The organism is Deinococcus sp. YIM 77859, from assembly GCF_000745175.1.
Lineage (GTDB): Bacteria > Deinococcota > Deinococci > Deinococcales > Deinococcaceae > Deinococcus.
Genome location: NZ_JQNI01000002.1, coordinates 1,583,959 through 1,610,238 on the forward strand (window position 1 = coordinate 1,583,959; position 26,280 = coordinate 1,610,238).

The following is a 26,280-nucleotide window of genomic DNA, read 5'->3' on the forward strand; positions in this document are numbered from 1 at the left end:
CCGTGACCGAAGCACCGGCCCTCACCGACCTCCAGGCGGCCTTTCGCGAGCGGGGCTACGTGGCTGGGGACGCCCTCGCTACGGCCCTGCGGCTCGTGGTGGCCTTGGGGAAGCCCCTGCTTCTGGAAGGCCCGGCGGGCGTGGGCAAAACCGAGGCGGCCAAAACGCTGGCCACCGTGCTGAGCACTCGGCTGATCCGCCTTCAGTGCTACGAGGGGCTGGACGCGCCGGCCGCCCTCTACGAGTGGAACTACGCCCGGCAGCTCCTGCACCTGCGCGCGGCGGAGGTGAGCGGGCGGCCCGTGAGCGACGCCGACCTGTACGGCCCGGAATTCCTGATGCAGCGGCCGCTGCTGGAGGCGATTCGCCAGGCGGCGCCCCCCGTTCTCCTGATCGATGAGGTGGACCGCGCAGACGAGGCCTTTGAGGCGTTTTTGCTGGAGCTGCTGGCCGAGTGGCAGGTGACCGTCCCCGAGCTGGGCACACTGACGGCTGTCTCCCGTCCACACGTCATCCTGACGAGTAACCGCTCCCGCGAGCTGAGTGACGCGCTCCGCCGCCGCTGCCTGTACCAGTGGGTGGAGTACCCCTCCCAGGAACAGGAACTCGCTATCCTGCGCGCCCGCCTGCCGGGAATAGATGAGGCGCTCGCCCGGCAGGTCACGGACGCTGTGCACGCCCTGCGCGCGCTGCCGCTGGGCAAACCGCCGGGTGTCGCGGAGACCCTCGACTGGGCCGCCGCACTCCTCACCCTTCACCGTGACCACCTCGATGCCGAGGCCCTCACGCTCACGCTGGGAACAGTGCTCAAACTGCATGAGGACCAGCGGCTGGCCCGGCCCACGCTCGACCGTCTTGCGGCGCGGAACGCCGGTCCATGACCGGTTCCCTCCCCGCTCGCCTCAGCGCGCAGGTGAGCGCTTTCGCCGGGCGGCTGCGGGACGAGCACGGCTTCCTCATCGGGCCGGGCGAGGTGGCCGACGCCCTGCGGGCGGTGGCGGCCGTGAACGTGCTGCACGTGACCGAGGTGCGTGACGCGCTGCGGGCTGTCCTCACGAGCACGCCGGAGCAGGCACGGATGTTCGACGCGGCGTTCGACGCCTTTTTCCGCTCGCCAGTAGGGCGGCCGCCGGCCCTTGCTCCGCCACCCGCGCGACCCGCCGCAGGAACACCGCGCCCGCCTCCACGGGCAACGGGAAGGGAGACAGGTCAGCTCCTGACGCCTTCAGCGGACCCGGGCGAGGAAGACGGCCCGGCTCCGGAGCTGCCGAGCGGAAAGGCACTGGAGCCGCAGCCTGCTGGGAGCGAGGGGCCCGCTGCCCCTTCCCCGCCGCTCCGCGTGCGCCTGAGCCCCCAGGCCGGTGCCGGCACCCCGGTTCAGGCTGGAGCGGCGGACCTGCCCGAGCTGCTGCGGGCCGCCAGCGCCGTCGCCCGTGCTGCGGAGCTTGGCCGCGAACGCCGGCTCAGACGCCAGCCCCAGGGCCCGAAGCTCGATGCCCGCCGCACCCTGCGCGAGGCCGCCCGCACCGCCGGAGACGCCGCCGTGCCCCGCTGGCTGGGGCGGCCCCGCCACGCCCCGCGTTTTCTGCTCGTGCTGGACGGCAGCCGCAGTATGGGCCGCTCGGCAGCGCAGCTGCTGCGCTTTGCCTTTGCCCTCCAGCTGCGCGCCCGCCGGGTGGAGGTCTACGCCTTTAGCACAGGCCTGACTCGCCTCACGCCGCAGCTGCGTTGCCTTTCCCCCGCTCAGCCCCTCACCCTGCCCGACCTCGGCGAGGCGTGGGGAGGTGGCACTCGCATCGGCGAGAACCTGCTGCGCCTCGCCCGCGAGGAACGGGACCGCGTCCACCGAAATACGGTGGTCCTCATCCTGAGTGACGGCCTCGACACCGGCGACCCCGACGTGCTCGCCCGCGCCCTGCGTGACCTGCGAGCCCGCGCGGGCCGCCTGATCTGGCTCTCGCCGCTTGCCGCCACCCCGGGCTATCAGCCGGTGCAGCGGGCGGTGCAGGCGGCTCTTCCTCACCTGCATGCCTTTCTTCCCGCAGGGGACGTCGCTGACCTCTACGGCTTGGCCCGCCTGCTCCGGAGCACCTAGCCTCCCGCCAGCGCCGCCTCCAGCGCGTTCCAGGCGAGAAGCGCGCAGCGGCGCCGCGCGTGCAGGCGGCTTACACCAGCAAAGGCCACCAGGTCGCCTAACGCCGGATCGGGCGGAGCCTCGCCCATCACCATCGCACGGTACCGGGCCGCGAGGTCACGGACCTCCGCGAGGGACCGCCCGGCAAGCACCTGCGTCATCAGGCTGGCGCTCGCCTGGCTGATGACGCAGCCACGCCCGGTAAAGCGCAGCTCGGCCAGCCGTTCTTCCTCCACACGCACCCAGACGGTCACCTGATCACCGCAGCCGGGGTTGTCGCGCGCGGCGTGGCGAGCACCCGCGAGTTCTCCCCTGCCGCGCGGGTGCTCGCCGTGGTCACTGATGATCTGGCGGGCGAGGGCTTCGGGAAGCACGGCCTACTCCGGCTGGGCGAGGCGCAGCGCGGCAGCCTGCAGCATCTGTACCCCCGTCACGAGGCTGTCCTCGTCGATGGTAAAGCGGGGATGGTGGTGCGGCCAGCGGCTGTCGGCCGCGTCGCTGCCCGCACCCACATTGAAGTACGCGCCGGGAGCCTTTTGCAGGTAGGCACTGAAGTCCTCGCCGCCCATCGTGGGCTGCGCGTCCTGGTAGTGTTCGCTTCCCACCGTCGCCAGCGCGATCTCCTTGAGCTGCGCGGCCACCCAGTCGGTGTTGATGACGGGACGGTAACCGAACTCGTACTTCAGCTCGTACGTCGCGCCGTGTGCCTCACACACGCCCCGGATCACCCGCTCGATCAGCCTCGGTGCGCGCTGCCGCAGCTCGGGATCAAAGGACCGCACCGTGCCCTGCAACACCGCCGTATCGGGAATGACGTTGTGGGTGGTCCCCGCGTGAAAGGACGTGATGGAGACGACAAGCGCGTCGAGCGCCGCCACATTTCGGCTGACCACGTGCTGAAGGTTCGTGACGACCTGCGCACCCACCGCGATGGGGTCTACCGTCTGCTCGGGGTGCGCGCCGTGCCCGCCCCGACCGCGGATGGTGAGGTGCAGGCTATCGGGTGCGGCCATAAACGCGCCCGGCTTCACCGCCACCACCCCGACCGGAAGCTGAGAATTGAGGTGCAGCCCCGTCACCACGTCCACGCCGTCCATCAGGTTCGTCTCCATGACGAGTTCCTCCGCGCCGCCCGGCCCGATCTCCTCGGCGTGCTGGAAGATCATGCGGATTTCGCCCGGCACCTCCTGGGCGCTCTCGGCGAGAAGGCTGGCCACGCCCAGCAGGATCGCCGTGTGCCCGTCGTGGCCACAGGCGTGCATCACCCCCGGCTTCCGCGAGCGGAACTCGAAGGTGTTCTCCTCCTCGATGGGGAGGGCGTCGATATCGGCGCGCAGCAGCACCGTGCGGCCCGGCTTCCCACCCTTCAGGACCGCCAGCACGCTGGTCGCCGTGGGGCGGGTCACCGTGAGGCCCGGCATCTTGCGCAGCTCGCCCTCGATGTACGCCGCCGTCTCGTGCTCCTCGAAGCCGACTTCCGGGTTCATATGCAGGTGCCGCCGCCACGCGACAAGCTGGTCACGGAGCGTTCCCCTCTCCACCATTTGGGTCATGCCCCCAGTGTAGGGCCGCAGGACCGCAGCTGCGTGACCAGCTCGGTCCCGGTCTCCGTCACACTGAGGCATGCCGGACGCTCGCTCGCAAGTCGCCGCCGACGCCCTTCACGCCGCCCAGGAACTGGAGGTGGCCGCCGCCCACCTCCGCACCGCCGCGCGGCACGTGCAGCAGGGAGAAGTGCCCCGCTACGCCGCCCACCTGCTCGCCGCACACGGGCACCTGCTGGGCGTGCAGAGCAAGCTGAATGCCCTGGCCCTCCTGCACGCCGCCCGGAGTGTGCCTCAGCCGAGGAGCGGTGAGGATGAACCCAGCTAGCTGCCCTGCAACCTTTCTGCCTGCAGGGCCGTAGAGGAAGTTATGAAAAAGACCCGCAGCAAGGCCAACAAGTGGCTGGTCTACGCGCCCATCGCCCTGGAAGTGCTCCGCCTGCTTCGCCGCAACCAGCAGGCCAAGCGCGGCAAGTATGCCCGGCTTCGCAAGCGGGACCGCGCCCTTGATTTTCTGCTGGGGCAGGCCGAACGTCGGCTGGGCAAGCGCCGAAGCCGCTGGTTCTGAAGGCTCTTTCCCCAAGCCGCCCCGGTTCTTGCCGCCGGGGTGGCACGCTGCTGGGATCCGCCGCCCGAAAGTTGCCTGAACCGTACAGTTCTCCCCGCCACCCGCCTCTAGAGTCGGGCCGTATGGAGTTGCGTAGCGGCACGGCGTTTTGGCCCCTTAAGAACGGTCTCCTTTACACCTATCCGCCCTTAGGGCAAAACGAGCGGGCCGACGTGCTGGTGATTGGAGCGGGGATCACGGGTGCGCTGGTGGCCGACGCTCTGACCGAGGCGGGACTGGACGTGGTGGTGCTTGACCGCCGGGACGCCGGATTCGGCAGCACGAGTGCCAGCACAGCTCTCCTCCAGTACGAGATCGACACGAACCTGGTGGACCTGACCCGGATGATCGGCCAGCGGGATGCCGAGCGGGCCTACCTGCTGTGCCGCGACGCCATCGACCGGCTGGAGGCGCTTACCCGAACGCTTCCGGACAACTGCGGGTTTCAGCGGCCGGGCAGCCTGTACTACGCCTCCCGTTCGCGTGACAGCCGTCTGCTGCAGGCCGAGTACGCCGCCCGCACCCGCGCCGGACTCCAGGTCGAATTCCTGAGCGGGCCGGAGGTACAGGAGCGCTTCGGCCTGCGAGCACCAGCCGCCCTCTTCAGCCCCGCCGGCGCGCAGCTTGACCCCTACCGCCTCACCCAGCACCTGCTGCAGCGGGTGCAGGCGCGGGGCGCACGGGTCTACGACCGCACCGAGGTCACTGAGCTGGAGGCCACCCAGAACGGGTACGTGGCGCACACCGCCCGCGCAGCCCGCGTGCAGGCGCGGCGTGTGGTGGTGGCCGCCGGCTACGAGGCCGAGCGCTTTGCCGGCCAGCGCCTGGCGCGGCTCAAGAACACCTACGCCCTGGTGACCGAACCCCTGCCGGAAGCGCAGAAGCCCTGGCCGACCAGCTGCCTGATCTGGGAGACGGCCCGGCCCTACCTGTATGCCCGCACAACCGCCGAAGGCCGCATTCTCATTGGAGGAGAGGACGACGACCACCACAGCCCGGCGCGGCGTGACCGCAGGCTTCCTGCCAAACAGCGCCGGCTGGAACGGCGGCTCGAAAAGCTGCTCCCGGGGCTCAAGACAGAGGTTGCCTTTGCCTGGGCCGGAACCTTTGGCGAGACGCCGGACGGCCTGGCCTTTATTGGACCGCAGCCGGGGAATCCCTGCCTGCTGTTTGCCCTGGGCTACGGGGGCAACGGGATCACCTACAGCGTTCAGGCGGCGCGCCTGCTGACGGATCACCTCCTGGGGCGGCCCGCGCCGGATCTGCGGCTTTTTCGTCTCGACCGCTGAACCCACTCCGGTGCGCCACGCTCAAGGCCCGCTCAAGCCGCGAGGCGGCGCTCTCATCTGGACGAACAAAGTCATAATGATTATGATTTCTAGGAGCGACTGCGCGTCGGGCGGGTCGCCCAGGCGCCCGGTGTCGCGGACGGGGCCAGCTGTTTTTTTGCATGAGGCGCTCCCGGCAGCCACAAAGGAGAAGGTATGAGCGATCACGACAAGCTCCCGGAACACAACACGGCGGCCCAGGGTGTGGGCGGCACCCAGGACGCCCGCATGACCGCCGAGGAGACCCCGCGGACCCTGACCACACGGCAGGGCCACCCGGTCACCAACAACCAGAACATGCGGACGGTGGGCAACCGCGGCCCAGCGACCATGGAGAACTACCACTTCCTGGAAAAGCTCTCGCATTTCAACCGCGAGCGCATTCCGGAGCGGGTGGTGCACGCGCGCGGCGCCGGGGCGCACGGGTACTTCGAGGCGTATGGCAAGGTGGGTGACGAGCCCATCAGCCGGTACACCCGCGCCAAGCTCTTCCAGGAACCCGGCAAGCGGACCCCAGTCTTTGTGCGCTTCTCGACGGTGGGGCACGGGGGGCACTCGCCGGAGACGCTGCGGGACCCGCGCGGCTTCGCGGTGAAGTTCTACACCGAAGACGGCAACTGGGACCTGGTGGGCAACAACCTCAAGGTGTTTTTCATCCGTGACGCGATCAAGTTTCCCGACCTGATTCACTCGCAAAAGCCCGATCCAGTCACCAACATCCAGAGCCAGGAGCGCATCTTCGACTTCTTCGCGGGCACTCCGGAAGCCACCCACATGATCACCCTGCTGTATTCGCCCTGGGGTATTCCGGCCAACTACCGCCAGATGCAGGGCTCGGGGGTGAATACCTACAAGTGGGTGAATGACCGGGGCGAGGCAGTCCTCGTCAAGTACCACTGGGAGCCCCTCCAGGGCATTCGCAACCTCACCCAGGAGGAAGCGGAAAAAATCCAGGCCAAGAACTTTAACCACGCCACCCAAGACCTGTACGAGGCGATTGAGCGCGGCGACTATCCCCAGTGGGAGCTCTTCGTGCAGCTCATGCCCGACGGCGAACACCCCGAACTGGACTTTGACCCCCTCGACGACACCAAGATCTGGCCGAAAGAGCAGTTCCCCTGGCTGCCGGTGGGCCGCATGACCCTCAACCGCAACCCCGAGAACTACTTCGCAGAGGTCGAGCAGGCTGCCTTCGGCACGGGCGTGCTGGTGGACGGGCTGGACTTTAGTGACGACAAGATGCTGGTCGGCCGCACCTTCGCCTACTCGGACACCCAGCGCTACCGCGTGGGCCCCAACTACCTGCAACTGCCCATCAACGCGCCCAAAAAGCACGTGGCGACCAACCAGCGCGACGGCCAGATGACGTACCGGGTGGACACCGCGCCCGGCCAGAACCCGCACGTGAACTACGAGCCCTCGCTGCTGAACGGTCTGGTAGAAGCCCCGCGCAGCCACCCCGACCACACGCCCTTTATCCAGGGTCACCTCGTGCGCCAGAGCATCGACCGCACCAACAACTTCAAGCAGGCGGGCGAGCAGTACCGCGCCTTTGAGGACTGGGAACGCGAGGAGCTGATCAAGAATCTCTCCCTGGCCCTCAAAGACGTGTCGGAGCCCATCCGCGAGCGGATGCTGGAGTACTTCACCCAAGCCGATCCCGACTACGGCCGCCGCGTGCGCGAAGGCATCGAACAGGCCCGCCAGAGTGACGCCCAGAAAAAGGAGCAGGCTGTGCAGCAGGCCGAAGCGCGCAGCCGCGAGGCCCAGCCCTACTGAGCCCCTTCGGTCCGCAGTCCGGCTCCCCCCGGGCCGGACTTTTTTGATTCTGTAGGCTTGTCTGCCGGCTCTTCAGCCCCAACAATAGAAAGAGAGAAAGCAAGGCTCGGCCGCGGCCGAGCCGCCCGTGAGGGGGAAGCGCAGGATCAGGAATGTCAAGCGCCACACAGCAACTTCAGCACCTCCTGGAACACGCCGGGCTGCGGGTCACGCAGCCGAGGTTGCGGCTGCTGGAGTTTTTTGCGCGCAGCAGCGGTCACTTCACCCCTGAGGAGATCTGGGACCGCCTGCGCGCCTCCGGTCATCCCATCAGCATCGCCACGCTGTACCAGAACCTCAAGACCTTCAGCGAGCACGGGCTGATCGGAGAGATGATCGGGCAAAACGGGGAGGTGCGCTACGATACCAACCTCGAGCCTCACGCGCATCTGGTCTGCCTGCGCTGCGGCCGCCTCGCGGACATCACCCTGGAGTTGCCGGACCTGCGGCCCCGCGGTCAGGCACAGGGGTGGTTGGTGGCCCAGACGCGGGTGGATTTGCAGGGTCTATGCCCAGAATGCCAGGAAGCAGACCTGCCCGCCCCCTAGCCGCAGCGCGGGCGAGGGGCAGGCCAACTGTTCTGTGATCTCCTCCCTGGAGCTTCTCTCCGGCTCAGCGGCTGCGCAGCGTGTTCTGAACGGCACTCATGAACTCGGCGCGGGTACGGGCGTCCTCCTTGAAAAGCCCGCGCATGGCACTCGTCGTCGTGCTTGAGTTCTGCTTCTGTACCCCCCGCATCGCCATGCACAGGTGCACGCCCTCCATCAGAACCGCCACCCCCCGGGGAGAGAGCAGCTCCTCCACAGCGTCCGCGATCTGCGTCGTGATCCGCTCCTGGACCTGCAGCCGCCGTGAGTACAGGTCCACGATCCGCGCGAATTTGCTCAGACCCAGGATCTTCCCGTCCGGGATGTAGGCCACGTGCGCCCGGCCGTAGAAGGGGAGCATGTGGTGCTCGCACATGGAGTAGAACTCGATGTCCTTGACGATCACCATCTCGCTGCCCTCGGCCTCAAAGACGGCGTCTCCGGCGGCGTCGGCCAGGGTTCGGTGGTAGCCCGCCGTCAGAAAACTCCAAGCTTTGGCCACGCGCTGCGGGGTTTTCAGCAGCCCCTCGCGGTCCGGGTCCTCGCCGATCGCCGTCAGCCAGTGATACGTCAGGTCGCTCAGACCCGGCACTTCCTGCCGCTCGTCGTCGGCGCTGATGTGGGGGGGGGTGGTCAAGATGACAGCTCCTTCCCGCGCCGCACGGGACGCGAGTGATTCGGGGCCAGTCTAGAGGGCGGGGGCCGTGAGGAACTGTAGGAGAGCACAGACCTCCTAGTCCCAGCTCACCGCGCCGTACGTCTGCTCGCGCGCGGGGCCGCAGGAGAAGATCACGACCGGGCAGCCCACGGTTTCCTCGATCAGGTCGAGGTACGCCTGCGCCTCCTTGGGGAGCGTAGCGCGGCTCGTCGCGCCCTCGGTGCTGGCCCAGCCGGGCAGTTCGCGGTAGATGGGCTGACCCGCCGCGTCATACCCCACGCCGACCTTCACGGTCTCCAGGCCCGCCAGGATGTCCATCTTGTTGATGACCAGGCCGTCAAAGCCGTTCACGTCCACCGCGTATTTCAGCAGGGCCAGGTCCAGCCAGCCCACGCGGCGGGCACGGCCCGTCGTGGTGCCGAACTCGTCCCAGGGCTTGGAGCCGTCGCCGCGCAGGCGCACCTCCATCTCCCCGAAGACCTCGGTGGGAAAGGGACCGTGGCCGACGCGGGTATTAAAGGCCTTGGCCACGCCGTACGTCCGGCTGATCGCCTTGTGGTTGACCCCCGCGCCCACCAGGATGCCGCCCACCGTGGGATGGCTGCTCGTCACGAAGGGATAGGTGCCGTAGTTGAGGTCGAGGAGGGTCGCCTGCGCCCCCTCGAACAGGACGTTCTCGCCCTCCCGGATCGCCTGGCGAAGCTGCGCGCCGGTGTCTTCCACAAAGGGCAGCAGCGCGTCACGGATGGGGAGCAGGTAACCCAGCGCGTCCGCCACCGTGGCCCAGCCCGCGTCCCGGGTGCTGTTGGGTTTGGCTTCCAGCAGCCGCTCGACCCGCTCGCGCAGCACGCCCTCATCCGCCAGGTCCCCAAAGCGAATGCCAACGCGCCGCGCTCGGTCGGCATAGGCCGGGCCAATTCCGCGCCCGGTGGTGCCCACGAAGTCCTTGCGCCCGTCGACGTACTTGTGGTGCGGCAACACGAGGTGCGCTCGGTCGCTGATGCGCAGTTCGGGGTTCAGCCCGCCATCAAGCAGGTTCTGCCGCTCAGCGAGGAACTTTTCCGGGTCAATCACCATGCCGTCACCCAGGATGCTGACGGTGCCCTCGTGCAGGACGCCGCTGGGCAACAGGTTCAGCTTAAAGGTCTGCCCCCGGGCCGTCACGGTGTGCCCGGCGTTCGCGCCGCCCTGATAGCGCACCACATACCTCGCCTGCGGAGCCAGAAAGTCGGTAATCTTCCCCTTGCCTTCGTCTCCCCACTGCGCGCCGATGATTGCAATTCCAGGCATCGAGCCTCCCGCCGCGCGCGCAGACTTGCTCTGTTCCGCCTCGGGGGCAAAAAAAAGCACGGCGCGCGGCACCGTGCCTCAGTGTACCCCGGCGGGGAATAAGCGCGCCTGGTCCTGTCCAGAGGGCGGCCAGCCGCGCGCTCCTTGAGCTGGCCGCTTCGCGTTTACAGCACCAGAATGATGGGCTCCTCCAGCGTCGCCGCCACGTTCGCCAGAAAGCGGGCCGCTCGGGCGGGCTCCACGTCGCCATTGAGGGTGAGGGCGGCGCGGCCCTCCTGCACGCGGCCCACGCTGAGGGTCAGGGTGTGCGGAAGGTGCAGGTCGTCGAGGTCAAGCGCCCCGGCATCGGTCACCAGCAGTTCCGGCGTACCCTCGTGCTCGCCCTGCACAGCGGAGAGGGCGGCGCGCAGGGAACCCGGCTGGGCGGGGCAGGCCCCACCGGTGTTGGGGTCGTAGATGGCAACGGTATTCAGGTTCAGGCTGTCCGCGTGGCGCTGCGCGGCGCGGGCGACAAGCAGCGCAAGGGGCACGTCCTGTCCAAGGGCATTCACGAGCTGACGGCGCAGGTCGGTGACCGGGGCCAGGTTCGCGTCACGGCGCAGGTAGGTGCCCAACCAGACGGCTTCCCGGCGGGCTTCATGGCTGGGAAGCGCCGCCGCAGCTGCCGGAGCGGGCGTGACGACTTCCGGCTCCTGTTCGGCGGGCCGCACCTCAGGCTGCGCCGCGACAGCTTCCGCCGCGACCGGGACAGCGGGGGCAGAAGCAGGCGGCGTGACCTCTGCCGTGGCGGCAACGGCGGGCACCTCAGAGGAGGCGGGTGCGGGGGAGGAGGCAGGCGCGGGCTCGGCGGCGGGGGCCGAAACCTCCGGCGTGGTTCGAGAGGGCTGGTACAGGCGGGAGAGCAGGCTGCCCAGGCCGCCCATCACGCTGCCGGAAGCAGCTGCAGCAACAGCGGGCACCGGCTCGGCGACAGGCTCCTCGTGACGGGCCGCCACCGTTTCTTCCCGTTCTTCCCGCACGGGCAGCGGCTGGGGTTCCGGCTGGGCCGCCGGGGGTACGTCATCCACCTGCTCGTCTTCCAGTTCGAACTCGAGCTCGTCTTCGGCTTGGGCGGGGGGCGGGGCCGCTACCGGAGCCTGACCGACAAACGCGGCCAGGTCAGCGTCCACACCGGCGCTGCTGAGCATGTCCATGCTGGGCATGCCGGGGCCCAGCAGGCCGCCGCCGGGCGGCAGCTCGGTACCGGTCCACTCGGGCGGTGGAGCGTCAACCGGGGTGGGCGGGGGCTCCTCCTCACCGCTCATCACCCGCGAGAGGTAATTCAAGATGTCCTGCTCGACGATCATACCACCGTCACCGGTGCCGTGCAGGTGCCGCCAGTCGATCCCGTTCGCTTCCGCCAGGATCTTGGCGAGCGGAGCAATGCGTTCCATTTCCATAGGCGTCAGAGTGACGCCTCACGCCTGACAGGCTTCTTTCAAGGGAGACCAAGAAAAACGCTGGGGCACCAGCCGCTCACCCCCGCGCCTCATCCCCAGATGCTACTCTCGGGGCGTTGCTGCGCGGCCGCCGCCGCGTACCGGAGAAAAGATGCAGATATTCGAGGAGATGCAGTCGCGGGGGCATGAGGCCCTGACGCTTTTGCACCACGCGCCCAGCGGCCTGCGAGCAGCCCTGGCGGTGCATTCGACGGTGCTGGGCCCGGCCATCGCAGGGGTGCGCCTGCGGCCGCTGAGCGAGGAAGAAGCCCTCAAAGGCGCCCTGGCCCTCAGCGAGAGCCTGACCCTCAAAGCCGCGCTGGCCGGTCTGAACTACGGGGGCGGCGCATGCGTCCTCCTGATGCCCGAAACCGGCGTGGACGACCCGCACGCCCGAGAGGCGCTGTTCCGTGCTCTGGGCCGCCAGGTCCGGCCACTGGCGTCACGCGTGGTGCTCACCGAGGACATCGGCGTGACGCCGAACGACATCGCCTTTGTGGCGCAGGAGACGCCCGCCACGCTGGGTGTCAACACCGATACCAGCAGCGTGACCGGCTACGGCGTGTACCGCGGCATCAAGGCTGCCGCCCGCTACGCCCTGGGCAACGAGAGCATGCGCGGCGTACGGGTAGCGGTCCTGGGCGCGGGAGCGGTGGGCCGCGCGCTCGCCGAGCACCTGCACCGCGAGGGCGCTCGCCTCACCGTGGCGGATACCCGGCCCGAGCGCGCCCAGGACCTCGCCGACGACCTGGAGGGCACCGCCGTTGTTGAGGCGGGGGCACTGCTCGACGTGCCCTGTGACATCCTCGCGCCGTGCGGCTACGGGCACTCCATCCACTCGGCCGACGTCCCCCGCCTGCAGTGCCGCCTGATCGCGGGGGGCGAGCATCATCCCCTCTCGCGCCGGGGCGAGGACGCCGTGCGCGAAGCCGGCATCGTGTACATCCCCGACTTCGCCATCAATGCCGCGGGCCTGATCGCCGCCGCCACCAACCTAACCCCTGAACAGGCGGCAGAGCGCGTATACGCCACCGTTGCCCGCATCGTGGTCGTGGCCGAGCGGGTCGGCAAGCCCCCCCATGTGGTCGCGCGGCGCATGGCTGAACGGCGCATAGACCTGATCGGCAGCCTGGGGCGGGGCGCGTGAGTTCTCCCTTTGTCATCGGCGTCGCGGGGGGCTCGGGAAGCGGCAAAACCACCGTGACTCGGCGGGTGATCGAGACGGTCGGGCAGGGCGGCGTCGCGGTGCTGAACCAGGACAACTACTACCGGTCACAGGACGACATCCCGCTTCAGGTGCGGCTGAAGACGAACTACGACCACCCGGCGGCGTTCGACTGGGCACTGCTGCGCGAACACCTCGGCGCCCTGCTCGCCGGAGTGCCCATCGAGATGCCGGAGTACGACTTTACCCAGCACACCCGCTCGCAGAAGACGACCACCGTGCTGCCCGCGCCCGTCGTGGTGCTGGAGGGCTTTTTTGCCCTGTATGACCCGGAGCTGCGCGAGCGGATGCACCTCAAAGTCTTTGTGGATGCCGACGCCGACGTGCGCTTTATCCGCCGTCTGCTGCGCGACACCCAGGAGCGCGGGCGCACCCCCGAAAGCGTCATCGAACAGTACCTGGAGTTCGTGCGGCCCATGCACCTGAGCTTTGTGGAGCCCACCAAACGCTACGCCGACGTCATCATTCCCCACGGCGGCATGAACGAACCCGCGCTCGACATGCTCGCAGCCCGAATTCGCGCGACGATCTGAGGGCGGGATGGGAGCCGCCCAGGCGCCCTGACCCTCCCTCACCTCCAACTTCTCCCCTCTAGGATGTCTCCCGTGACCGACCCCACCCCCCTCCCGCCGCCCACCCGCCATCCCCTCACTGTTCCGCTGCTGGCCGTGATCCTGCTGTCGCTGCTGCCGGCGCTGGTGCTGGCCTGGCAACGGGTGGCGTACGAGCAGGCGCAAAAAACCGTCGCCGTCGTGATGGACTATCCGGCGCTGGCGGTGCAGGCACAGCGGGTCGGGCTGGAACCGCAAGCCCTCCTCGACCGCTACAGGGCGCTCGGCGTGAATGGCGTGGCCGTGTACGAGGACGTGATCGGCAACCTGGAGCAGCGCGGTGACCTGTACGTGCGGCGGGGCGCGGACCTGGCCGCCGAGCACCCCGGCGCGGATGTCAACCCGCAGTGGGTGTACCTGCGGGCCCTCACCCCGCAGGGCGAGCGGGAGCTCGCGACGCTGCCGGGACGGTACACCATTCCCACGCGCCGGGTGACGGTGGCCGGGCAGCCGTGGGTGGCGTGGCCCACCGATCCCAGCTTTTTGCCCGCCGGACCGAATGAGGCGCTGATCGACGCCCTCAGGGCACAGGGCCTGGTGCTGGTCTACCGCCCCTACGATGACGAGGCGGTGAAGGCGCCCGCCGCGGACTGGCCGGACGTTCCCTTTATCGCCTTTACGGGGGACGAGGTGGTCGGGGCCAGGACACCCGAGCGGCTTGCCCAGGTCAAAGCGGGGCTCGGGCAGCGCCTGCCCGCCCTGATCGAGGGCTCGCCGCAGCGCGAACTGAATACCCTGATCGAGGGGCGCGGCGCGGCCCGGATGTTCGCGCTGAACCCCAGCTGGCAAAACCGCATCGGGCCGATCGACAGTGCCAGCAAGTACGCGCTGGCCGCCCGTGAACGCAGCCAGCGCCTGCTGTATGTGCGCCCCTTTCCGACGGTGTACGAGACAGAACGTTTTCTGAAGCGCACCTCGGAGCTGCTCCAACGGGCGGGGGTCAAGGTCGGCTCCCCGGTCATCACGCCCTTTCAGACCAATGACACCCTGCGCTGGCTGAGCCTCTTTGGACCGCTGGCCGCCCTCGTGCTGCTCGGCCTGAGCTTCCCGCTGCCGCGGCTGGGGCTCCTCGTGGCCGGGTTGACCGGGCTGGGCGCGCTCGGGCTCAACGGCCTCCAGCCCTTCGCGGGCGGAGCACTGATCGCTGCGCTCACCTTTCCGGCGCTGGGGCTGGTGCTGCGCCGCTCGCGCGTCACCGACTGGTTCATCGCCACGGGCCTCTCGCTGGCGGGGGTGCTGTTCGTCTCGGCGCTGGGGGCCAACCGCGAGAGCGTGCTTGGCCTAGAACCCTTTCGGGGCGTAGGCCTCACGCTGCTGGTCCCGCTGGCGCTGGTGGCCCTCAGCTTTCTGCCGCGCCAAGACATCCGCCAAACGGCGCGTGACCTCTACAACACGCCGCTGCGCCTGGGCGACCTCGCGGTGTTGGCGCTGGGTCTGGCCGTGTTCGCCGTCGTCTTCCTGCGCCGCGGAAATGCCACCGGCCTGGGCGTGAGCGACACCGAAGCGAGGCTGCGGCAAGAACTTCAGGATTCCATCATCCGCCCGCGGTTCAAAGAGGTGGCCGGACACCCGCTGGCGCTTGTCGGCCTGAGCGGCGTGCTGCCGGGCTTTTTCAGCACACTCCTGATCCTGGGGGGCGTGGTGGGGCAGGCGAGCATTCTGAACACCTTCTCGCACTTCCACACCCCGCTGCTGATCAGCGCAGCCCGCGTCCTCATCGGTCTGGGGGTGGGCCTGCTGCTCGGTTTGGCCGCCATTCCGCTGCTGAACTTCCTGCTGCGGCTATGGGAGAACTGGGGTGCCCGCCGCGCCGGCCAGGAGGTGCGGGCATGAGGGTCGCCGTCAGCGGATATTACGGCTTCGGAAACACTGGCGACGAGGCGATTGCCCTGGCGATCACCCGCGAGCTGAAGCGGCGGGGGGCCGTTCCGCTGCTGCTGTCGAACACGCCCGCCGAGACCGCCCGGACCTACGGCTGCGAGAGTGCCGCGCGCATGAACCCCGCCGCGCTGCTGGGCGCGCTCGCTCGCTCGCAGGTCGTGCTGTCGGGCGGGGGGGGCCTGTTGCAGGACAAGACGAGTGCCCGCACCCTCACCTACTACCTGGGGGTAATTCGCCTCGCCCGGCTGCTGGGCAAGCGGGTGGTCGTCTTTAACCAAAGCGTCGGGCCGCTGAGCGAGGCGGGTGGACGCCGGGTGGCGGCGGCCCTTCAGGGCGTGCGGGTGATCGTGCGGGACCGTGGCAGCCTGGACACGCTGCGCGCGCTGGGGCTGGCAGGAGAATTGGGCGGCGACCCCGCCCTGCTCCTCTCCCCCACGCCGGGCCTGCCGCGTGGCCCACAGCGGGTCATCCTCGCGCCGCGCGGCGACGTGACGGAGGCGACGGAGCGGCTGAAACGGGTCACGGCCCAGCTGCGCGCCGAGGGCCGCCGCGTGACCGCCCTGAGTTTCATGCCCGATCAGGACGACGCGGCGGCCCACAGCCTCGGCGCGGACGAGGTGCTCAGCACCCGTGACCCGCAGGTGGCCCTGGACGCGATCGCGTCCGCCGGCTTTGTGATCGGCGTCCGCCTCCACGCGGTCATTCTCGCTGCGGCGGCTCGTATTCCCTTCGCGGGCGTCGCCTACGACCCCAAGGTACAGGGCTTTTGCACGGACGCCGCTGCCCCCATCCACCCCACGGCCCTGAACCCGGACGACCTCACTCGGCAGGCTCTGGACCGCACCGCTCCTGACTGGAACGCGGTGGCGGGGATGCAAGCGCGGGCGGCAGAGAGCTTTACGCGGGCACTGGCGCGCGAGCCGCACGGGGCTTAGGCCACCGGTCGCCGCTGGTACAGCTCCACCACTCGCCGCAGAAAGCGCAGACCCGGTCCTAGGCTGCTGGCCTGGACCCACTCGTCCTCGCGGTGCGCGTTGCCGCCACGGTAGACACCCAGAGCGATGGCGGGCAGGTGGTAGGGGGCGGCGGCGTTGGCATCGGTGCTGCTGGAAGCGAGGCGCAGGTCGATGCGGCCCTCGCGGGCGGCGTCGCGGGCAAGCCCCAGGAGCGGCTCGGCGTGGAGGTCACCACCGGGCCGGTCACCGACACGCTCCAGGCGCACCGAGACGCCCACCTCACGGGCGGCGGCGTGCAGGACAGCCTGGGCACGGGTATCGAGGTCCGCGAGCAGCGCGGGATCAAGCGAGCGCAGGTCAAGAAGCAGTTCGGCGCTGCCCGCGATGGAATTGATGCTGGTGCCGCCGGAGGCCAGGCCCACATTCAGGGTGGTGCGCGGGGTCACCGGGCGGTGCAGCGCGTACAGGCCCTGAATGGCCAGACCCAGCGCGTGCAGGGCGCTGGGGGCCTGGTCGCCCCAGGAGTGCCCGCCGGGGCCCAGAAACACGGCTCGGTAGCGCCGCACGCCCACCGCCCGCGTCACCGCGACCCCCAGGTAGCCGTCCACCGCGATCATGGCCCCCAGGTCGTCCCGGTGCCGGGCGAGCAGGTGCTTGGCCCCACGCAGGTCGCCCAGCCCCTCCTCGCCCACGTTCGCCGCCACCCACAGGGGACGGCGCCATTCATGGGTGTGGCCGCGTAGGTCGCGCAGCAGCGCCGTGATCACCGCCAGACTGGCACTGTTGTCTCCTACCCCCGGCCCGATCAGCCGCCCGCGGTCCTCGCGCACAGTCACGTCCGTGCCCCGAGCAAACACGGTGTCCAGGTGCGCAGCGAGCAGCAGAGCAGGCTTGCCTTCCGTGCCCGGGGGTGTGATGCGGGTGACGACGTTGCCCACCTCGTCGCGCACGACGTCATAGCCCAGCTCGCGCCAGAGACCTGCGATCAGGGCGGCGCGTTCCCCCTCCTCGAACGTTGGGGCGGGTGTCTGCGCGATGCGCGTGAGGTACGAGAGGGGCATCGCGGGCGATTCTAGCGGGTGCCGGTGTGGAAGGACGCTCACCGGAGCAAAAGTCATCCTGCCCCCGACCGAGCGCGGGGGCAGGTCTGGGAGCAGCGCGGCTCAGCGGCGCATCATCCGGCTGCCGATCGCCGCAGCGAGGCCGACCAGGCCCGCTTTCACCAGCGGATGACTCAGGGTGCCGCCGGGCGCAAAAGCCGCCTCCAGCGGGCTGCGGTTGTCCTGTGCCGGGGCCTGCGCCGCGCGGGTGTAGGCGTCGGCGAGGTCGTCGGGGTCGTCATAGCGAACGTTCTGCACCGGATTCAACGGGCTGCGAACGATGGCGTCACCGACCTGCTGCCGCTCCTGCGGGTCCATCTGCCCGAAGTACTCGCGCAGAATCTCACGTCGCTCTTCTGGGGAGGCGTTTTGCAGGTAATCGTGGACGTAGGCAGCCGCCTCCTGGGGGCTGACGGTCCCGTCACCGTTGAGGTCGCGGGGATCGAGGCGGGCCATCCGCTCGTGACGGTCGCGTTGCTGGAAGAACATGGAAACCTCCTGCAGAGGAACGGGGTCCGGCCCCAGCGGCTGGACCGTACAAACGCCCTCACCCTAGGCATCCTGGCAAGCTCATGCGTGAGGAGGCACTTCAGGGGCGTTTATCCGCCGCGCTGAGGGCAGCAAGGAGGACAATTGCGCCGCCAACGCGCTGCTAGATTGCCCCATATGCGTTCGCTCGTGCTGATCGGTCACGGTTCTCACCTGAATGGCGAGTCCGCGGGTGCGGTCTACCGCTACGCGGAACTGCTCCGCGAGCGGGGGCTTTACGACGAGGTCGTAGAGGGGTACTGGAAGGAGGAACCGTCCCTGCGCCAGGTGCTCAAGACCACCCGCAGCACCGACGTGACCGTGATTCCTATGTTCATCAGCGAGGGCTACTTCACCGAGACGGTGATTCCCCGCGAGCTTGGCCTGGGCCACCAGGGCCCGGTCCCCGCGGGCGGCGTGGCTCGCGTGCTGGGCGGCCGCACGGTCCGCTATACCCTGCCCTACGGCGTGCACCCCACGATGAGCGAGGTGATTCTCGCCCGTGCCCGCGAGGTGCTGCCCGACCTCAGCCCCGCGGACACAGCCCTGATCGTGTTGGGGCACGGCACCACCCGCAACGAGAACAGCAACCGGGTGATCTACCGCAACGCGGAGCGCCTGCGCGAGGCAGGACACTTCGCCGAGGTCCACGCCCTTTTTCTGGATGAGGATCCGCGGATCGGCACCTGGCCGGAGGTGGTCCGGGCGCCCCGGGTGGTCGTCGTGCCCTTTTTTGCCTCGGAGGGTTGGCACACGCTGGAGACCATTCCCGAGGACATGGGCCTGACCGGAGAGGTGACCATCTTCCCGGAGAATCCCCACGGTCCCCAGACGGTGTACTACGCGAGGCCGGTCGGCACCCATCCCAGCGTCGCGGACGTGGTGCTGCACCTGGCCGAGGAGGCGCGCGGCGCGCCCACGCGGGGCGGGGACGAGGACCGCGGTCACGCCGAGGCATGGGCGGCCTTTTTGGCGCTGGCCCGCCAGGGCGTGCGGGTCGGCGAGGCGCTGATCACCCCGCACGCGGGCATGTTCGAGCTGCGGCACGCGCTGGACGAGGGCCGTCCTGCCGAAGGGCTCACCACCGTCGTCACGCCCGAGGGCCTGCGCGACCTCACCCGCCGCGACGAGGGCGGGCACCACCGGCCGGTCCACACCTTCCGCACCCTGCCGCGCGGCTGGCGAGCGGTGCTGTCGGAGGCCGACCTTCCGCGCGGAGTGCACTACCTCTACCCGGCGGTCGTCGAGGAGGGCTACGCGCACCACACCCAAACCCTGCGCGCCACTCCCTGGCCCACCACCGCGCGGCGGCAGACCGGCATCTATGCCAAGGTCACCCGCGCCACACCCGAACAGGTGGAGGCCGTGGCCCGGGACGTGTGCAGCCGCTGCCTCAAGACCCGGCTGTGGGCCGGGGAGAAACTGAATGTCACCTTTTTCAGCGGGGTACCGGGCGCCATCCCCTGCGCCGAAGCCTGCACCTACTTCATCGCCGAGGTGCGCGAGGAGGTCAGCGGCCAGCGCGGCCAGGGCGGGCACGCGCACGACGACTAAGCAAGGCAGCAACGCGGAGCAGCACCTCCCCCTCACGTCCGGGTGCGAGAATAGTCCCCATGTCCGCGCCGCAAGCCGCCCAGTCCCGCTCCCGCATTCCCAAGACGATCTGGGACCTGATCTTTACCCTGGCGATTCCCATCCTGATCCTGAGCCCCAACCTGCTGGGTCAGGGAATCGGCGTCTCGGACCTGCTGGGGGGCGGCACAGCCGGGAATGTCCGGGCCTACCTGATCGCCGCGCTCGTTCCGGTCGTCTATGTGCTCGCCGACCTGTTTGTCAACCGCAACGTCAGCCCGGTCGCCCTGATCGGCGGGGCCGGGGCCATCCTGAGCGGGGCGCTGGCCTTTTGGTACGTGGACGGCTTCTGGTACGCCATCAAGGACAGCGCCCGCTCGTACCTGATGGGCCTCCTGTTTTTGGCGAGCGCCGCGACCCGCGTGCCCCTCTTTCGCGTCTTTCTGGACGCGGCCAGCCTCGGCGAGAAGCCCGCGGACCGCGCCGTGACCGAGCAGGCGCTGCGCGATCCACAGATTCACCGTGGGGTGGTGCTGGGCACCGTCGTCTTTGCCGCCGTAGACCTTCTCGGCGGCGTAGTCAACAGCGCCGTGAACTACCAGCGGGTCACCGCGAAGTTCGGCACGGACGCCTTTAATGCCCAGGTTGCCGAGGTGAACGCCCTGATGCGCGTTCCCAGCCTGGTGATCAGCCTGATCGGCGTCGGCCTCGCCATCTCCCTCGTGCAGGCTGCGGTCAAACGGCGCTACGGGGCCGGGGCCAGCCTGCTTGAGCCCTCCAAGCTGGCCGAGAAGATGCGGGAACGGGGAGAGCTGACGGCGTAGGCTGCTCCTTCTCATCCCTCACATCCGTTCCTGCCCCCACCGTGGAGCATGACCGCTCCGCATGACCCGGCCCTGACCTCTCCCCCGGTGGCCCGCCGGTGGGCCTACGGCGTATACATCGGGCGTTTTCAGCCGCCGCACCAGGCGCACCTGCTGGTGATGCTCGAGGCGTTGCAGCACGTGGGGCAGCTGATCGTGGTGATCGGGTCGGCGCGGGCGGCGCGAAACACCAAAAACCCCTTCACGGCTGCCGAGCGGCAGGCGGTGATCTCCGAGATGCTGCGGGACGCCGGCACCGCGCAGGAGCGGCTGCGCTTTGTGCAGGTGCGCGACCACCTCTACAACGAGGGCTTGTGGCTCTCGGAGGTGCAGGAGGGCGTAGCGCAGCAGACGCGGGGCAGCCGGGACGTGGCCCTGATCGGGCACCTCAAGGACGAGAGCAGCTACTACCTGCGGTCCTTTCCCGCCTGGACGTTCCTGCCCACCCACGTCGTGAGCCCGCTGAACGCCACCGATGTGCGCCAGGCCTTTTTCGAAGACCGCCTCTCCGAGGTGGCGGGCATGGTGCCCCCCGCCGTCCACGCCTTTCTGGCCGCTTTCCGGGAGACGCCGGAGTACCGGGACCTGCGGACCGAGTACGACTACCTGCGCGAGTACCGCGCGGCCTGGGCACGGGCTCCCTTCCCGCCCGTGTTCGTGACCGCCGACGCGGCGGTGACCCGCAGCGGACACGTGCTTGTCGTGCGCCGGGCAGGGCTGCCGGGGCGCGGTCAGCTCGCTCTGCCGGGCGGGTTTCTGAGCCCCGGGGAGACGCTTCTCCACTGCGCCGCTCGCCGGGCCTACAGCGAAACCGGGCTGAGCGAGGCGGTGAATCTCCCGGCGCAGCGGCGTGCTCAGGCCGTCTTTGACGCGCCGGGCCGCAGCCAGCGCGGACGGACCGTCACCCACGCCTTTCACTTTGACCTGGGGACTGGACCGCTTCCCGAGCTGCACGCGGCCGCCGACGCCGCCGAGGCCCGCTGGCTCCCCTTCTCGGAGGCGCTCGCACACCCTGAGGTGTTTTTCGAGGACCACCACGCGATCATCGAGCACTTCCTGCTGCGCGGGTAAAGATTAGCAGCGCACGCGCCGCACGACCTCTACGCCGTTGCGTTCGAGCTGGTGCAGGAAGAGGGCGTGATACAGGTCCCCTGGGTGACCGGGGGCATCCCAGGTCTGCACGCCCTCTTCGGGCACGATCACCCGCCAGTCCTTCTGCTGCGCCATGCCGTACGTCACGAGGTGCAGGGCCAGCGTGTAGAGGCAAAGGTCCGTCACGTCCCCCACAGCGATGACCGCGTCAAAGTCCGCCTCGGCGAGCCACGCCTGAAATTCAGGGCTGGTATGACTGGCGATGCTGTTCTTCTGAACGTGCCGGAAAGACGAGAACTCGGGCAGCGCGCGCAGTTCGGCCACGGCCTCGGCCTCGGGTGTGCCCGCGACGCAGTGGGGCGGGTAGGCCGCAAATTCCTTGGCGTCCTGTGGATGGGCGTCCTGCACGAGGACGATGTTTGAGGCCGGAACCCCGCAGTCCAGCAGGCTGCGAATCAGGTCGGTGATTCGGGGAATAATCGCCGCGACCCGCGGGCTGGCGAGGGCCCCCCGCCGCGTGAACCCCTCGATCAGGTCCACACAGACGAGGGCGACGCGCTCCGGCGGAGTGCTGAGGGTCAGGTCGTTGAGCTGCTCCAGCCACCCCTGCAACAGGTCGGCCTGCTGCCGGGCTTGTTCCTGAAGGGTCATGGGAAGGTCATACCACGCGGGGCCAAGCACCGGCGGGGGTTGCCGCCCAGGAGCACAGAAACGGGGACACCTGCCTTCCCCTACAGGCGCATCCTTCCTGTGAAGGGAGGCACGAGCAATGACCGACTTTGCCCCCACCACCCTCCACCTGCGGACACTGGGTGACGCCCTTGTTACCCTCAACGGACAACCCCTGGTCTGGCCCGCGCGCAGCGCTGAGGAGTTGCTCTGGTACCTGCACGCCCATCCACAGGGGGCGTACCGCGCGGACGTGCTCGCCGACCTGTGGGGCCTAGAAGACACCCCCACCGCCACCAACCGTTTTCGGGTCGCGCTCCACCGCCTGCGGGCAACGCTGGGCCGGGCCGACGCCGTGACGGAGGTGCGGGGACGTTACCTGCTACACCCCGAGCTGCTCGCCGCCAGCGATACCGCAGCGCTGCAAGCGGGTCTGGAAGCCGCCCGGGCTGCCCGCACGGGGGACGAGCGTGAGGAGGCCCTGCGCCGAGCACTGGCCTGCGTGGACGGCGAGTACCTGCCGCAGGTGCGGGCCGAATGGGTCGAGGAGGCGCGGGCGTACTGGCGCGCCGCGCGGGTGCGGGCCCATGTCGCGCTCTCGTCGCTGCACTGCGCGCGGCGCGAGTGTCCACTGGCTGCCCAGACGCTGCTGCGGGCCGTGCAGAGTGATCCCCTGATCGGGGAAGACCACCACCAGCGCCTGATGACCTGCCTGGCGCAGACAAGGGGCCGCTTCGAGGCGGTCGAGCACTACCGCCGCTACCGCCGTTACCTGCGTGAGGAGGTCGGGGACACCCCCATGCCCGATACCGTGCGTCTCGCCGAGCGCCTCAAGGCAGGCGAGCTCCTGTGCTGGGCGGCGGAGCAGGAGGGGCAGGCCGCAGAGTCGAAGCGGTAATGGCCTCGTAATGGGACGGGGGGAGGCTGCGGGAAAGGAGGTTCCCCCTTGCTTGTTTCCGAATGGATGTCGACAGCCCCTGTTGGTGGCATACGGATTCCGCTTGAACAGGGATGCGGTCCCTGTGAACCCCGACCGGCGGGAGAAGGAAAAGGGACGGATTCCACAATGGCGTTCGCCTTCGGGAAAGCACTGAGGGCGAACGGCGGGGGCAGAATCCGTATCACGCCTGGCCACAGCGTCCCAGATGCTGCCCGGCTGCTGCGGCAGCGCGGCGTCCGCCGTCTTCCCGTGACGGACGGTTCGCGCCCGGTTGGCATCGTGACCGACCGCGGCCTGCGCGAGGTCAGCACGCGGCTGGCCGGGATCACCGTCGCGGACGACGCCGGGCAGGAGGCCGCCTCATGAGCCGCCCGCCTCTAGACCCAGGCCCACACCAGGAACAGGAGCCGCAGCGCAGCGTGGTTCCGGTGGGCACGCTGATGCTTGTCGCGGTGGTGCTGCTCTCGATCCTCTGGCTGTGGATGCTGGTGCTGGGAATCCAGCAGGGCAGGGCCTGAAGCCATGACGAGTAGACGTCCTGTCCCCCGGCTCGAACATCACACCCTGGAACGCCTAGAGAACATTTGGCTGGGCGTGGCCATCGTGATGAACGTGCTCCTCTTTACGAGTGCCATCGCCAGCTTCGTCAGCGGCACCTACCCTTCTCTCCGCGGGGAAGGCGGGCACCACATCACCGGGGTGCAAAACGGCCGGATCGACCCCAAGAACATCGCCGCCACGCCCTTCGCAAAGCCAGGCCTGCGCGAGAATCCCGACGGCACCCTAGAAGCCTTTGTGGTGGCCAAAGCTTTTGCCTTCGAACCCACCGTGCTGCGGGTGCCCGCTGGCCGCCCCGTCACCTTCCACGTCACCTCGCTTGATGTGCTGCACGGGTACCAGGTGGAGGGCACCAACATCAACGCGACTGCCATTCCCGGCCAAGTCGCCAGTTTTACCACCACCTTCCGCCGTCCCGGCACCCTGAGCACCATCTGCAACGAGTACTGCGGAATCGGCCACCACAACATGGTCACCCGCGTGATCGTGGAAACGCCGCAGCAGTAGTACGAATTCCGGTTGAACAGTTCTATGAAAGCCGTGTCCCCTCCCCCCGCAGGAGAACCCTTGTGACGACCACGCCCCTTCACGCCCCGCCCGGGCAGGCCAGCGCCTCCGGTATCCCCGCCCCGACGGGCGTGGTGCGCCAGCCCCCGCCCATCACCGATGCCGGGTACCTCGCTTCTCTCAAAAAGGTCACGCAGTACTACGTCGTGACGGCCTTTCTGGCCCTCTTCATCGGCGTGCTGATCGGCCCCCTCCAAGCGCTGAACTACGGCGGGATCAACGTCTACGACATCCCCATTGTCAAGGCGCTGCTCAAGTCCTACTACCAGGGTCTCTCGCTTCACGGCGTGCTCAATGCCCTGGTGTTCACGCAGTTTTTCATCAGCGGCTGGCTGCTGTACCTGCCGGTTCGCGACCTGGGCGCACGGATCAACATGCGCTTTGCCTGGTTCACCTACGTCCTGATGACGGCCGGGCTGCTGCTGGCCGCCGTGCCGCTCCTCACCAACCGCGCTACCCTGCTGTATACCTTCTACCCGCCCATGCAGGGTGACGCGCTCTTCTACATCGGGGCGGCCATCATGGTGGGCTCCAGCCTGCTGGTGGTGGGCCAAATCGTGCTGATGTGGTGGAACTGGAAGCGGGCCAATCCGGGCAAAGTCACCCCCTTGGTGACCTTTATGAGTGTCGCCGTGTGGATGATGTGGTTCGTCGCCTCGCTGGGCATCGTCACCGAGGTGGTGGCCCTGCTGATCCCCTGGTCGCTGGGCCTGGTGGGGGGCGTAGACCCGCTGCTCTCGAAGACGCTTTTCTGGTGGACCGGGCACGCCATCGTCTACTTCTGGGTGCTTCCGGCCTACATCTCCTGGTATGCCTTTATTCCCCGGCACGCGGGAGGCCGCACCGTTTCCGAACCCCTCACCCGACTGGTGTTTGTGCTGTTCCTGCTCAACTCCACACCGGTTGGCATTCATCACCAGTATGCCGACCCCAACATCTCCAACCTGTGGAAGACCGTCCACATGTTCCTGACGTTCATGATCGCGGTGCCCAGCCTGCTGACTGCCTTCTCGGTCACGGCCTCGCTGGAGGACGCCGCGCGGGCGCGGGGTGGTCGGGGCCTGGTCGGCTGGGTCACCCGGCTGCCCTGGGGGAACGCGATCTTTAGCGCTCAGGTTCTGGCGATGATCTCCTTTATCCTGGGCGGCGCAGGCGGCGTCGTAAACGCCAGTTCTTCCTTCTCGCCGGTCGTTCACAACACCGCTTGGATTCCCGGGCACTTCCATATCACCGTGGGCACCGCCACCACCCTCAGCTTCATGGGCATCGCCCTGTGGCTGATCCCGCACCTCACCGGCAAGCGCCTGCCCTCCATGAGGGTCGCCTCCTGGGCGGTCTGGACCTGGTTCGTCGGCATGATGGTCTTCGCGCTGGGGATGCACTGGCAGGGCCTGTATGGCGTGTCCCGCCGCGCGCAGGTCAGCGCGGCCGCCCCGGACGTATACCGCGACCTGCCCATCGCCATTCCCACCATGTTGACGGCGATCAGCGGCGTCATCCTGCTCATCAGCGCCCTCCTGTACTTCTCGGTGCTGTTTCGCATGCTGCTTTCCCCCCGAGTGGAAAACGGTGAACAAACGCCCATCCCCTACAGCGAGGCGATCAGCCCCGCCGGGGAGAAGCTCGCTGCGGCTCATCCCCTGGTGCGTCTCACCGAGCCGCTGATGGCCCTGTGGGTGCTGGCCCTGGCGCTGGTGCTGCTGATGTATGGGCCGGTGCTCGCGCGTATGGTCGCCAACATGCAGCTGGTTCCTGGCTGGAGGCTGTACTGATGAGCGGCGACGGCTTCAGCAGGCGCGAGATCACCGCCGTTCTCACCTTTACCGTGCTGGCGGTGGCCATCGGGACCGGCTCCTACATCACCGGCCTGAAGATCGCTGGGGAAACAGCGGGGGGGGCAGAGGCGGTCTCCGTCGCCACCGGAACCCCCGTGAACGGGCAGACGCTCTACGCCACCAACTGCGCGGGCTGCCACGGTCCGCAGGCCCAGGGCGGCGTTGGCCCCGCGCTCACCGCCACCAAGCATTGGACTGCGGCGGCTTTTGCCGAGGCCGTTCTGCGCGGCCGGGCCCCGGATGGGCGCGAGCTTGCTCCCGTCATGCCCCGCTTTGGGGAGACGGGCCTAGACGGCGCGCCCGCCACGGACGAGCAGATAAACGCCATTCACGCCTACCTCAGGGGCCTCTAGCCTCCTGCGCTCCCGGCTGGACGCTTCCATAAGGAGCGTCCCTTTCGCTGCATGCCACACGGTTTGCGAAGTCGGCTTCCCGCTAC

General features: G+C 68.7%; 28 protein-coding genes. 20 read left to right on the forward strand and 8 right to left on the reverse strand.

The window, feature by feature from the left end; genetic code table 11:
• Positions 1-2: 2 nt before the first annotated feature.
• Positions 3-881: a MoxR family ATPase gene (locus EI73_RS07760; RefSeq protein WP_034385730.1), complete on the forward strand. Its 879-nt coding sequence runs from the start codon at positions 3-5 to the stop codon at positions 879-881.
• Entirely contained in the window at positions 878-2,095 is a 1,218-nt protein-coding gene (locus tag EI73_RS07765; protein ID WP_034385732.1) for a VWA domain-containing protein, read from the forward strand. Before EI73_RS07760 ends, EI73_RS07765 begins: the two co-directional genes overlap by 4 nt.
• Here EI73_RS07765 and sufU read toward each other — a convergent pair.
• Positions 2,092-2,508, reverse strand: coding sequence for a Fe-S cluster assembly sulfur transfer protein SufU (gene sufU / locus EI73_RS07770; protein ID WP_034385733.1), 417 nt, complete (start codon positions 2,506-2,508; stop codon positions 2,092-2,094). The genes EI73_RS07765 and sufU overlap by 4 nt on opposite strands.
• A 3-nt stretch (positions 2,509-2,511) precedes the next feature.
• Complete coding sequence (locus EI73_RS07775) at positions 2,512-3,687, reverse strand: M20 family metallopeptidase (protein WP_034385735.1); 1,176 nt, start codon at positions 3,685-3,687, stop codon at positions 2,512-2,514.
• A gap of 70 nt (positions 3,688-3,757) precedes the next feature.
• Between EI73_RS07775 and EI73_RS07780 the strand changes: the two genes are divergently transcribed.
• The 5 genes from EI73_RS07780 to EI73_RS07800 all read left to right on the forward strand — a co-directional run bounded on the left by EI73_RS07780 (position 3,758) and on the right by EI73_RS07800 (position 7,979).
• Positions 3,758-4,006 (forward strand): hypothetical protein, encoded by a 249-nt coding sequence (locus EI73_RS07780; RefSeq protein WP_034385737.1) that lies wholly within the window; start codon positions 3,758-3,760, stop codon positions 4,004-4,006.
• 42 nt (positions 4,007-4,048) lie between these two features.
• Positions 4,049-4,246, forward strand: a complete 198-nt coding sequence (locus EI73_RS07785) for a hypothetical protein (protein ID WP_034385740.1) — start codon at positions 4,049-4,051, stop codon at positions 4,244-4,246.
• Positions 4,247-4,368: 122 nt separating this feature from the next.
• Entirely contained in the window at positions 4,369-5,574 is a 1,206-nt protein-coding gene (locus EI73_RS07790; protein WP_034385742.1) for an FAD-binding oxidoreductase, read from the forward strand.
• Between the two features lie 195 nt (positions 5,575-5,769).
• On the forward strand, positions 5,770-7,392 hold the full coding sequence (locus EI73_RS07795) for a catalase (RefSeq protein WP_034385743.1): 1,623 nt from the start codon (positions 5,770-5,772) through the stop codon (positions 7,390-7,392).
• A 152-nt stretch (positions 7,393-7,544) separates the two neighbouring features.
• A complete protein-coding gene (locus tag EI73_RS07800) occupies positions 7,545-7,979 on the forward strand; it encodes a Fur family transcriptional regulator (RefSeq protein WP_034385744.1) in 435 nt (144 codons plus the stop codon).
• Between the two features lie 64 nt (positions 7,980-8,043).
• Here the strand turns inward: EI73_RS07800 and folE are convergent, their stop codons facing one another.
• The 3 genes from folE to EI73_RS07815 form a co-directional block, all read right to left on the reverse strand.
• Positions 8,044-8,601, reverse strand: coding sequence for a GTP cyclohydrolase I FolE (gene folE / locus EI73_RS07805; protein ID WP_255344507.1), 558 nt, complete (start codon positions 8,599-8,601; stop codon positions 8,044-8,046).
• Between the two features lie 150 nt (positions 8,602-8,751).
• Positions 8,752-9,966: an adenylosuccinate synthase gene (locus EI73_RS07810; protein ID WP_034387907.1), complete on the reverse strand. Its 1,215-nt coding sequence runs from the start codon at positions 9,964-9,966 to the stop codon at positions 8,752-8,754.
• 164 nt (positions 9,967-10,130) lie between these two features.
• Positions 10,131-11,405, reverse strand: coding sequence for an E3 binding domain-containing protein (locus tag EI73_RS07815; protein ID WP_231557307.1), 1,275 nt, complete (start codon positions 11,403-11,405; stop codon positions 10,131-10,133).
• A gap of 151 nt (positions 11,406-11,556) precedes the next feature.
• Between EI73_RS07815 and EI73_RS07820 the strand changes: the two genes are divergently transcribed.
• From EI73_RS07820 to csaB, 4 genes are all read left to right on the forward strand, one after another.
• Positions 11,557-12,591: a Glu/Leu/Phe/Val dehydrogenase dimerization domain-containing protein gene (locus EI73_RS07820; protein ID WP_034385747.1), complete on the forward strand. Its 1,035-nt coding sequence runs from the start codon at positions 11,557-11,559 to the stop codon at positions 12,589-12,591.
• Positions 12,588-13,202 carry a uridine kinase gene (gene udk / locus EI73_RS07825; protein ID WP_034385749.1) on the forward strand — a complete coding sequence of 205 codons (615 nt, stop codon included), beginning with the start codon at positions 12,588-12,590 and terminating at the stop codon, positions 13,200-13,202. Before EI73_RS07820 ends, udk begins: the two co-directional genes overlap by 4 nt.
• Before the next feature lie 63 nt (positions 13,203-13,265).
• A complete protein-coding gene (locus EI73_RS07830; protein ID WP_034385751.1) occupies positions 13,266-15,113 on the forward strand; it encodes a DUF5693 family protein in 1,848 nt (615 codons plus the stop codon).
• On the forward strand, positions 15,110-16,096 hold the full coding sequence (gene csaB, locus EI73_RS07835; RefSeq protein ID WP_034385752.1) for a polysaccharide pyruvyl transferase CsaB: 987 nt from the start codon (positions 15,110-15,112) through the stop codon (positions 16,094-16,096). The genes EI73_RS07830 and csaB overlap by 4 nt, the downstream gene beginning before the upstream one ends.
• Here the strand turns inward: csaB and EI73_RS07840 are convergent.
• Both EI73_RS07840 and EI73_RS07845 read right to left on the reverse strand, forming a co-directional pair.
• A complete protein-coding gene (locus EI73_RS07840; protein ID WP_034385753.1) occupies positions 16,093-17,178 on the reverse strand; it encodes a M20/M25/M40 family metallo-hydrolase in 1,086 nt (361 codons plus the stop codon). The two genes, csaB and EI73_RS07840, sit on opposite strands and share 4 nt — an antisense overlap.
• Before the next feature lie 102 nt (positions 17,179-17,280).
• Positions 17,281-17,706 carry a hypothetical protein gene (locus tag EI73_RS07845; RefSeq protein ID WP_034385755.1) on the reverse strand — a complete coding sequence of 142 codons (426 nt, stop codon included), beginning with the start codon at positions 17,704-17,706 and terminating at the stop codon, positions 17,281-17,283.
• Between the two features lie 177 nt (positions 17,707-17,883).
• Here EI73_RS07845 and EI73_RS07850 point away from each other — a divergent pair, with 177 nt between their 5' ends.
• The 3 genes from EI73_RS07850 to EI73_RS07860 are packed head-to-tail and all read left to right on the forward strand — an operon-like array spanning position 17,884 to position 21,251.
• Entirely contained in the window at positions 17,884-19,299 is a 1,416-nt protein-coding gene (locus EI73_RS07850) for a DR2241 family protein (protein WP_034385756.1), read from the forward strand.
• A gap of 59 nt (positions 19,300-19,358) precedes the next feature.
• Entirely contained in the window at positions 19,359-20,141 is a 783-nt protein-coding gene (locus EI73_RS07855; RefSeq protein WP_034385757.1) for a VC0807 family protein, read from the forward strand.
• A gap of 48 nt (positions 20,142-20,189) precedes the next feature.
• Positions 20,190-21,251, forward strand: coding sequence for a bifunctional nicotinamide-nucleotide adenylyltransferase/Nudix hydroxylase (locus tag EI73_RS07860; protein ID WP_034385759.1), 1,062 nt, complete (start codon positions 20,190-20,192; stop codon positions 21,249-21,251).
• A 3-nt stretch (positions 21,252-21,254) separates the two neighbouring features.
• Here the strand turns inward: EI73_RS07860 and EI73_RS07865 are convergent, their stop codons facing one another.
• Entirely contained in the window at positions 21,255-21,923 is a 669-nt protein-coding gene (locus tag EI73_RS07865) for a cysteine hydrolase family protein (protein WP_034385761.1), read from the reverse strand.
• Positions 21,924-22,041: 118 nt separating this feature from the next.
• Between EI73_RS07865 and EI73_RS07870 the strand changes: the two genes are divergently transcribed.
• The 6 genes from EI73_RS07870 to EI73_RS07890 all read left to right on the forward strand — a co-directional run bounded on the left by EI73_RS07870 (position 22,042) and on the right by EI73_RS07890 (position 26,194).
• Positions 22,042-22,839 (forward strand): BTAD domain-containing putative transcriptional regulator, encoded by a 798-nt coding sequence (locus EI73_RS07870; protein ID WP_034385763.1) that lies wholly within the window; start codon positions 22,042-22,044, stop codon positions 22,837-22,839.
• Positions 22,840-23,007: 168 nt separating this feature from the next.
• Positions 23,008-23,247 (forward strand): CBS domain-containing protein, encoded by a 240-nt coding sequence (locus EI73_RS16835; RefSeq protein WP_034385765.1) that lies wholly within the window; start codon positions 23,008-23,010, stop codon positions 23,245-23,247.
• Complete coding sequence (locus tag EI73_RS16260; RefSeq protein ID WP_156103485.1) at positions 23,244-23,399, forward strand: hypothetical protein; 156 nt, start codon at positions 23,244-23,246, stop codon at positions 23,397-23,399. The genes EI73_RS16835 and EI73_RS16260 overlap by 4 nt, the downstream gene beginning before the upstream one ends.
• 4 nt (positions 23,400-23,403) lie before the next feature.
• On the forward strand, positions 23,404-23,946 hold the full coding sequence (locus EI73_RS07880; RefSeq protein WP_034385767.1) for a cytochrome c oxidase subunit II: 543 nt from the start codon (positions 23,404-23,406) through the stop codon (positions 23,944-23,946).
• A gap of 62 nt (positions 23,947-24,008) precedes the next feature.
• Complete coding sequence (locus EI73_RS07885; protein ID WP_081908986.1) at positions 24,009-25,778, forward strand: b(o/a)3-type cytochrome-c oxidase subunit 1; 1,770 nt, start codon at positions 24,009-24,011, stop codon at positions 25,776-25,778.
• Positions 25,778-26,194: a cytochrome c gene (locus EI73_RS07890; RefSeq protein ID WP_034385769.1), complete on the forward strand. Its 417-nt coding sequence runs from the start codon at positions 25,778-25,780 to the stop codon at positions 26,192-26,194. Before EI73_RS07885 ends, EI73_RS07890 begins: the two co-directional genes overlap by 1 nt.
• Positions 26,195-26,280: the final 86 nt, after the last annotated feature.

What these genes read in the sequence shown, in the direction of transcription:
- EI73_RS07765 (WP_034385732.1), top strand. Translation starts at nt 878, where the DNA reads ATGACCGGTTCCCTCCCCGCTCGCCTCAGCGCGCAGGTGAGCGCTTTC.
- EI73_RS07775 (WP_034385735.1), bottom strand. Translation starts at nt 3,687, where the DNA reads ATGACCCAAATGGTGGAGAGGGGAACGCTCCGTGACCAGCTTGTCGCG.
- EI73_RS07780 (WP_034385737.1), top strand. Translation starts at nt 3,758, where the DNA reads ATGCCGGACGCTCGCTCGCAAGTCGCCGCCGACGCCCTTCACGCCGCC.
- EI73_RS07785 (WP_034385740.1), top strand. Translation starts at nt 4,049, where the DNA reads ATGAAAAAGACCCGCAGCAAGGCCAACAAGTGGCTGGTCTACGCGCCC.
- EI73_RS07790 (WP_034385742.1), top strand. Translation starts at nt 4,369, where the DNA reads ATGGAGTTGCGTAGCGGCACGGCGTTTTGGCCCCTTAAGAACGGTCTC.
- EI73_RS07795 (WP_034385743.1), top strand. Translation starts at nt 5,770, where the DNA reads ATGAGCGATCACGACAAGCTCCCGGAACACAACACGGCGGCCCAGGGT.
- EI73_RS07800 (WP_034385744.1), top strand. Translation starts at nt 7,545, where the DNA reads ATGTCAAGCGCCACACAGCAACTTCAGCACCTCCTGGAACACGCCGGG.
- EI73_RS07810 (WP_034387907.1), bottom strand. Translation starts at nt 9,966, where the DNA reads ATGCCTGGAATTGCAATCATCGGCGCGCAGTGGGGAGACGAAGGCAAG.
- EI73_RS07815 (WP_231557307.1), bottom strand. Translation starts at nt 11,405, where the DNA reads ATGGAAATGGAACGCATTGCTCCGCTCGCCAAGATCCTGGCGGAAGCG.
- EI73_RS07820 (WP_034385747.1), top strand. Translation starts at nt 11,557, where the DNA reads ATGCAGATATTCGAGGAGATGCAGTCGCGGGGGCATGAGGCCCTGACG.
- EI73_RS07830 (WP_034385751.1), top strand. Translation starts at nt 13,266, where the DNA reads ATGTCTCCCGTGACCGACCCCACCCCCCTCCCGCCGCCCACCCGCCAT.
- csaB (WP_034385752.1), top strand. Translation starts at nt 15,110, where the DNA reads ATGAGGGTCGCCGTCAGCGGATATTACGGCTTCGGAAACACTGGCGAC.
- EI73_RS07840 (WP_034385753.1), bottom strand. Translation starts at nt 17,178, where the DNA reads ATGCCCCTCTCGTACCTCACGCGCATCGCGCAGACACCCGCCCCAACG.
- EI73_RS07845 (WP_034385755.1), bottom strand. Translation starts at nt 17,706, where the DNA reads ATGTTCTTCCAGCAACGCGACCGTCACGAGCGGATGGCCCGCCTCGAT.
- EI73_RS07850 (WP_034385756.1), top strand. Translation starts at nt 17,884, where the DNA reads ATGCGTTCGCTCGTGCTGATCGGTCACGGTTCTCACCTGAATGGCGAG.
- EI73_RS07855 (WP_034385757.1), top strand. Translation starts at nt 19,359, where the DNA reads ATGTCCGCGCCGCAAGCCGCCCAGTCCCGCTCCCGCATTCCCAAGACG.
- EI73_RS07860 (WP_034385759.1), top strand. Translation starts at nt 20,190, where the DNA reads ATGACCGCTCCGCATGACCCGGCCCTGACCTCTCCCCCGGTGGCCCGC.
- EI73_RS07865 (WP_034385761.1), bottom strand. Translation starts at nt 21,923, where the DNA reads ATGACCCTTCAGGAACAAGCCCGGCAGCAGGCCGACCTGTTGCAGGGG.
- EI73_RS07870 (WP_034385763.1), top strand. Translation starts at nt 22,042, where the DNA reads ATGACCGACTTTGCCCCCACCACCCTCCACCTGCGGACACTGGGTGAC.
- EI73_RS16835 (WP_034385765.1), top strand. Translation starts at nt 23,008, where the DNA reads ATGGCGTTCGCCTTCGGGAAAGCACTGAGGGCGAACGGCGGGGGCAGA.
- EI73_RS16260 (WP_156103485.1), top strand. Translation starts at nt 23,244, where the DNA reads ATGAGCCGCCCGCCTCTAGACCCAGGCCCACACCAGGAACAGGAGCCG.
- EI73_RS07880 (WP_034385767.1), top strand. Translation starts at nt 23,404, where the DNA reads ATGACGAGTAGACGTCCTGTCCCCCGGCTCGAACATCACACCCTGGAA.
- EI73_RS07890 (WP_034385769.1), top strand. Translation starts at nt 25,778, where the DNA reads ATGAGCGGCGACGGCTTCAGCAGGCGCGAGATCACCGCCGTTCTCACC.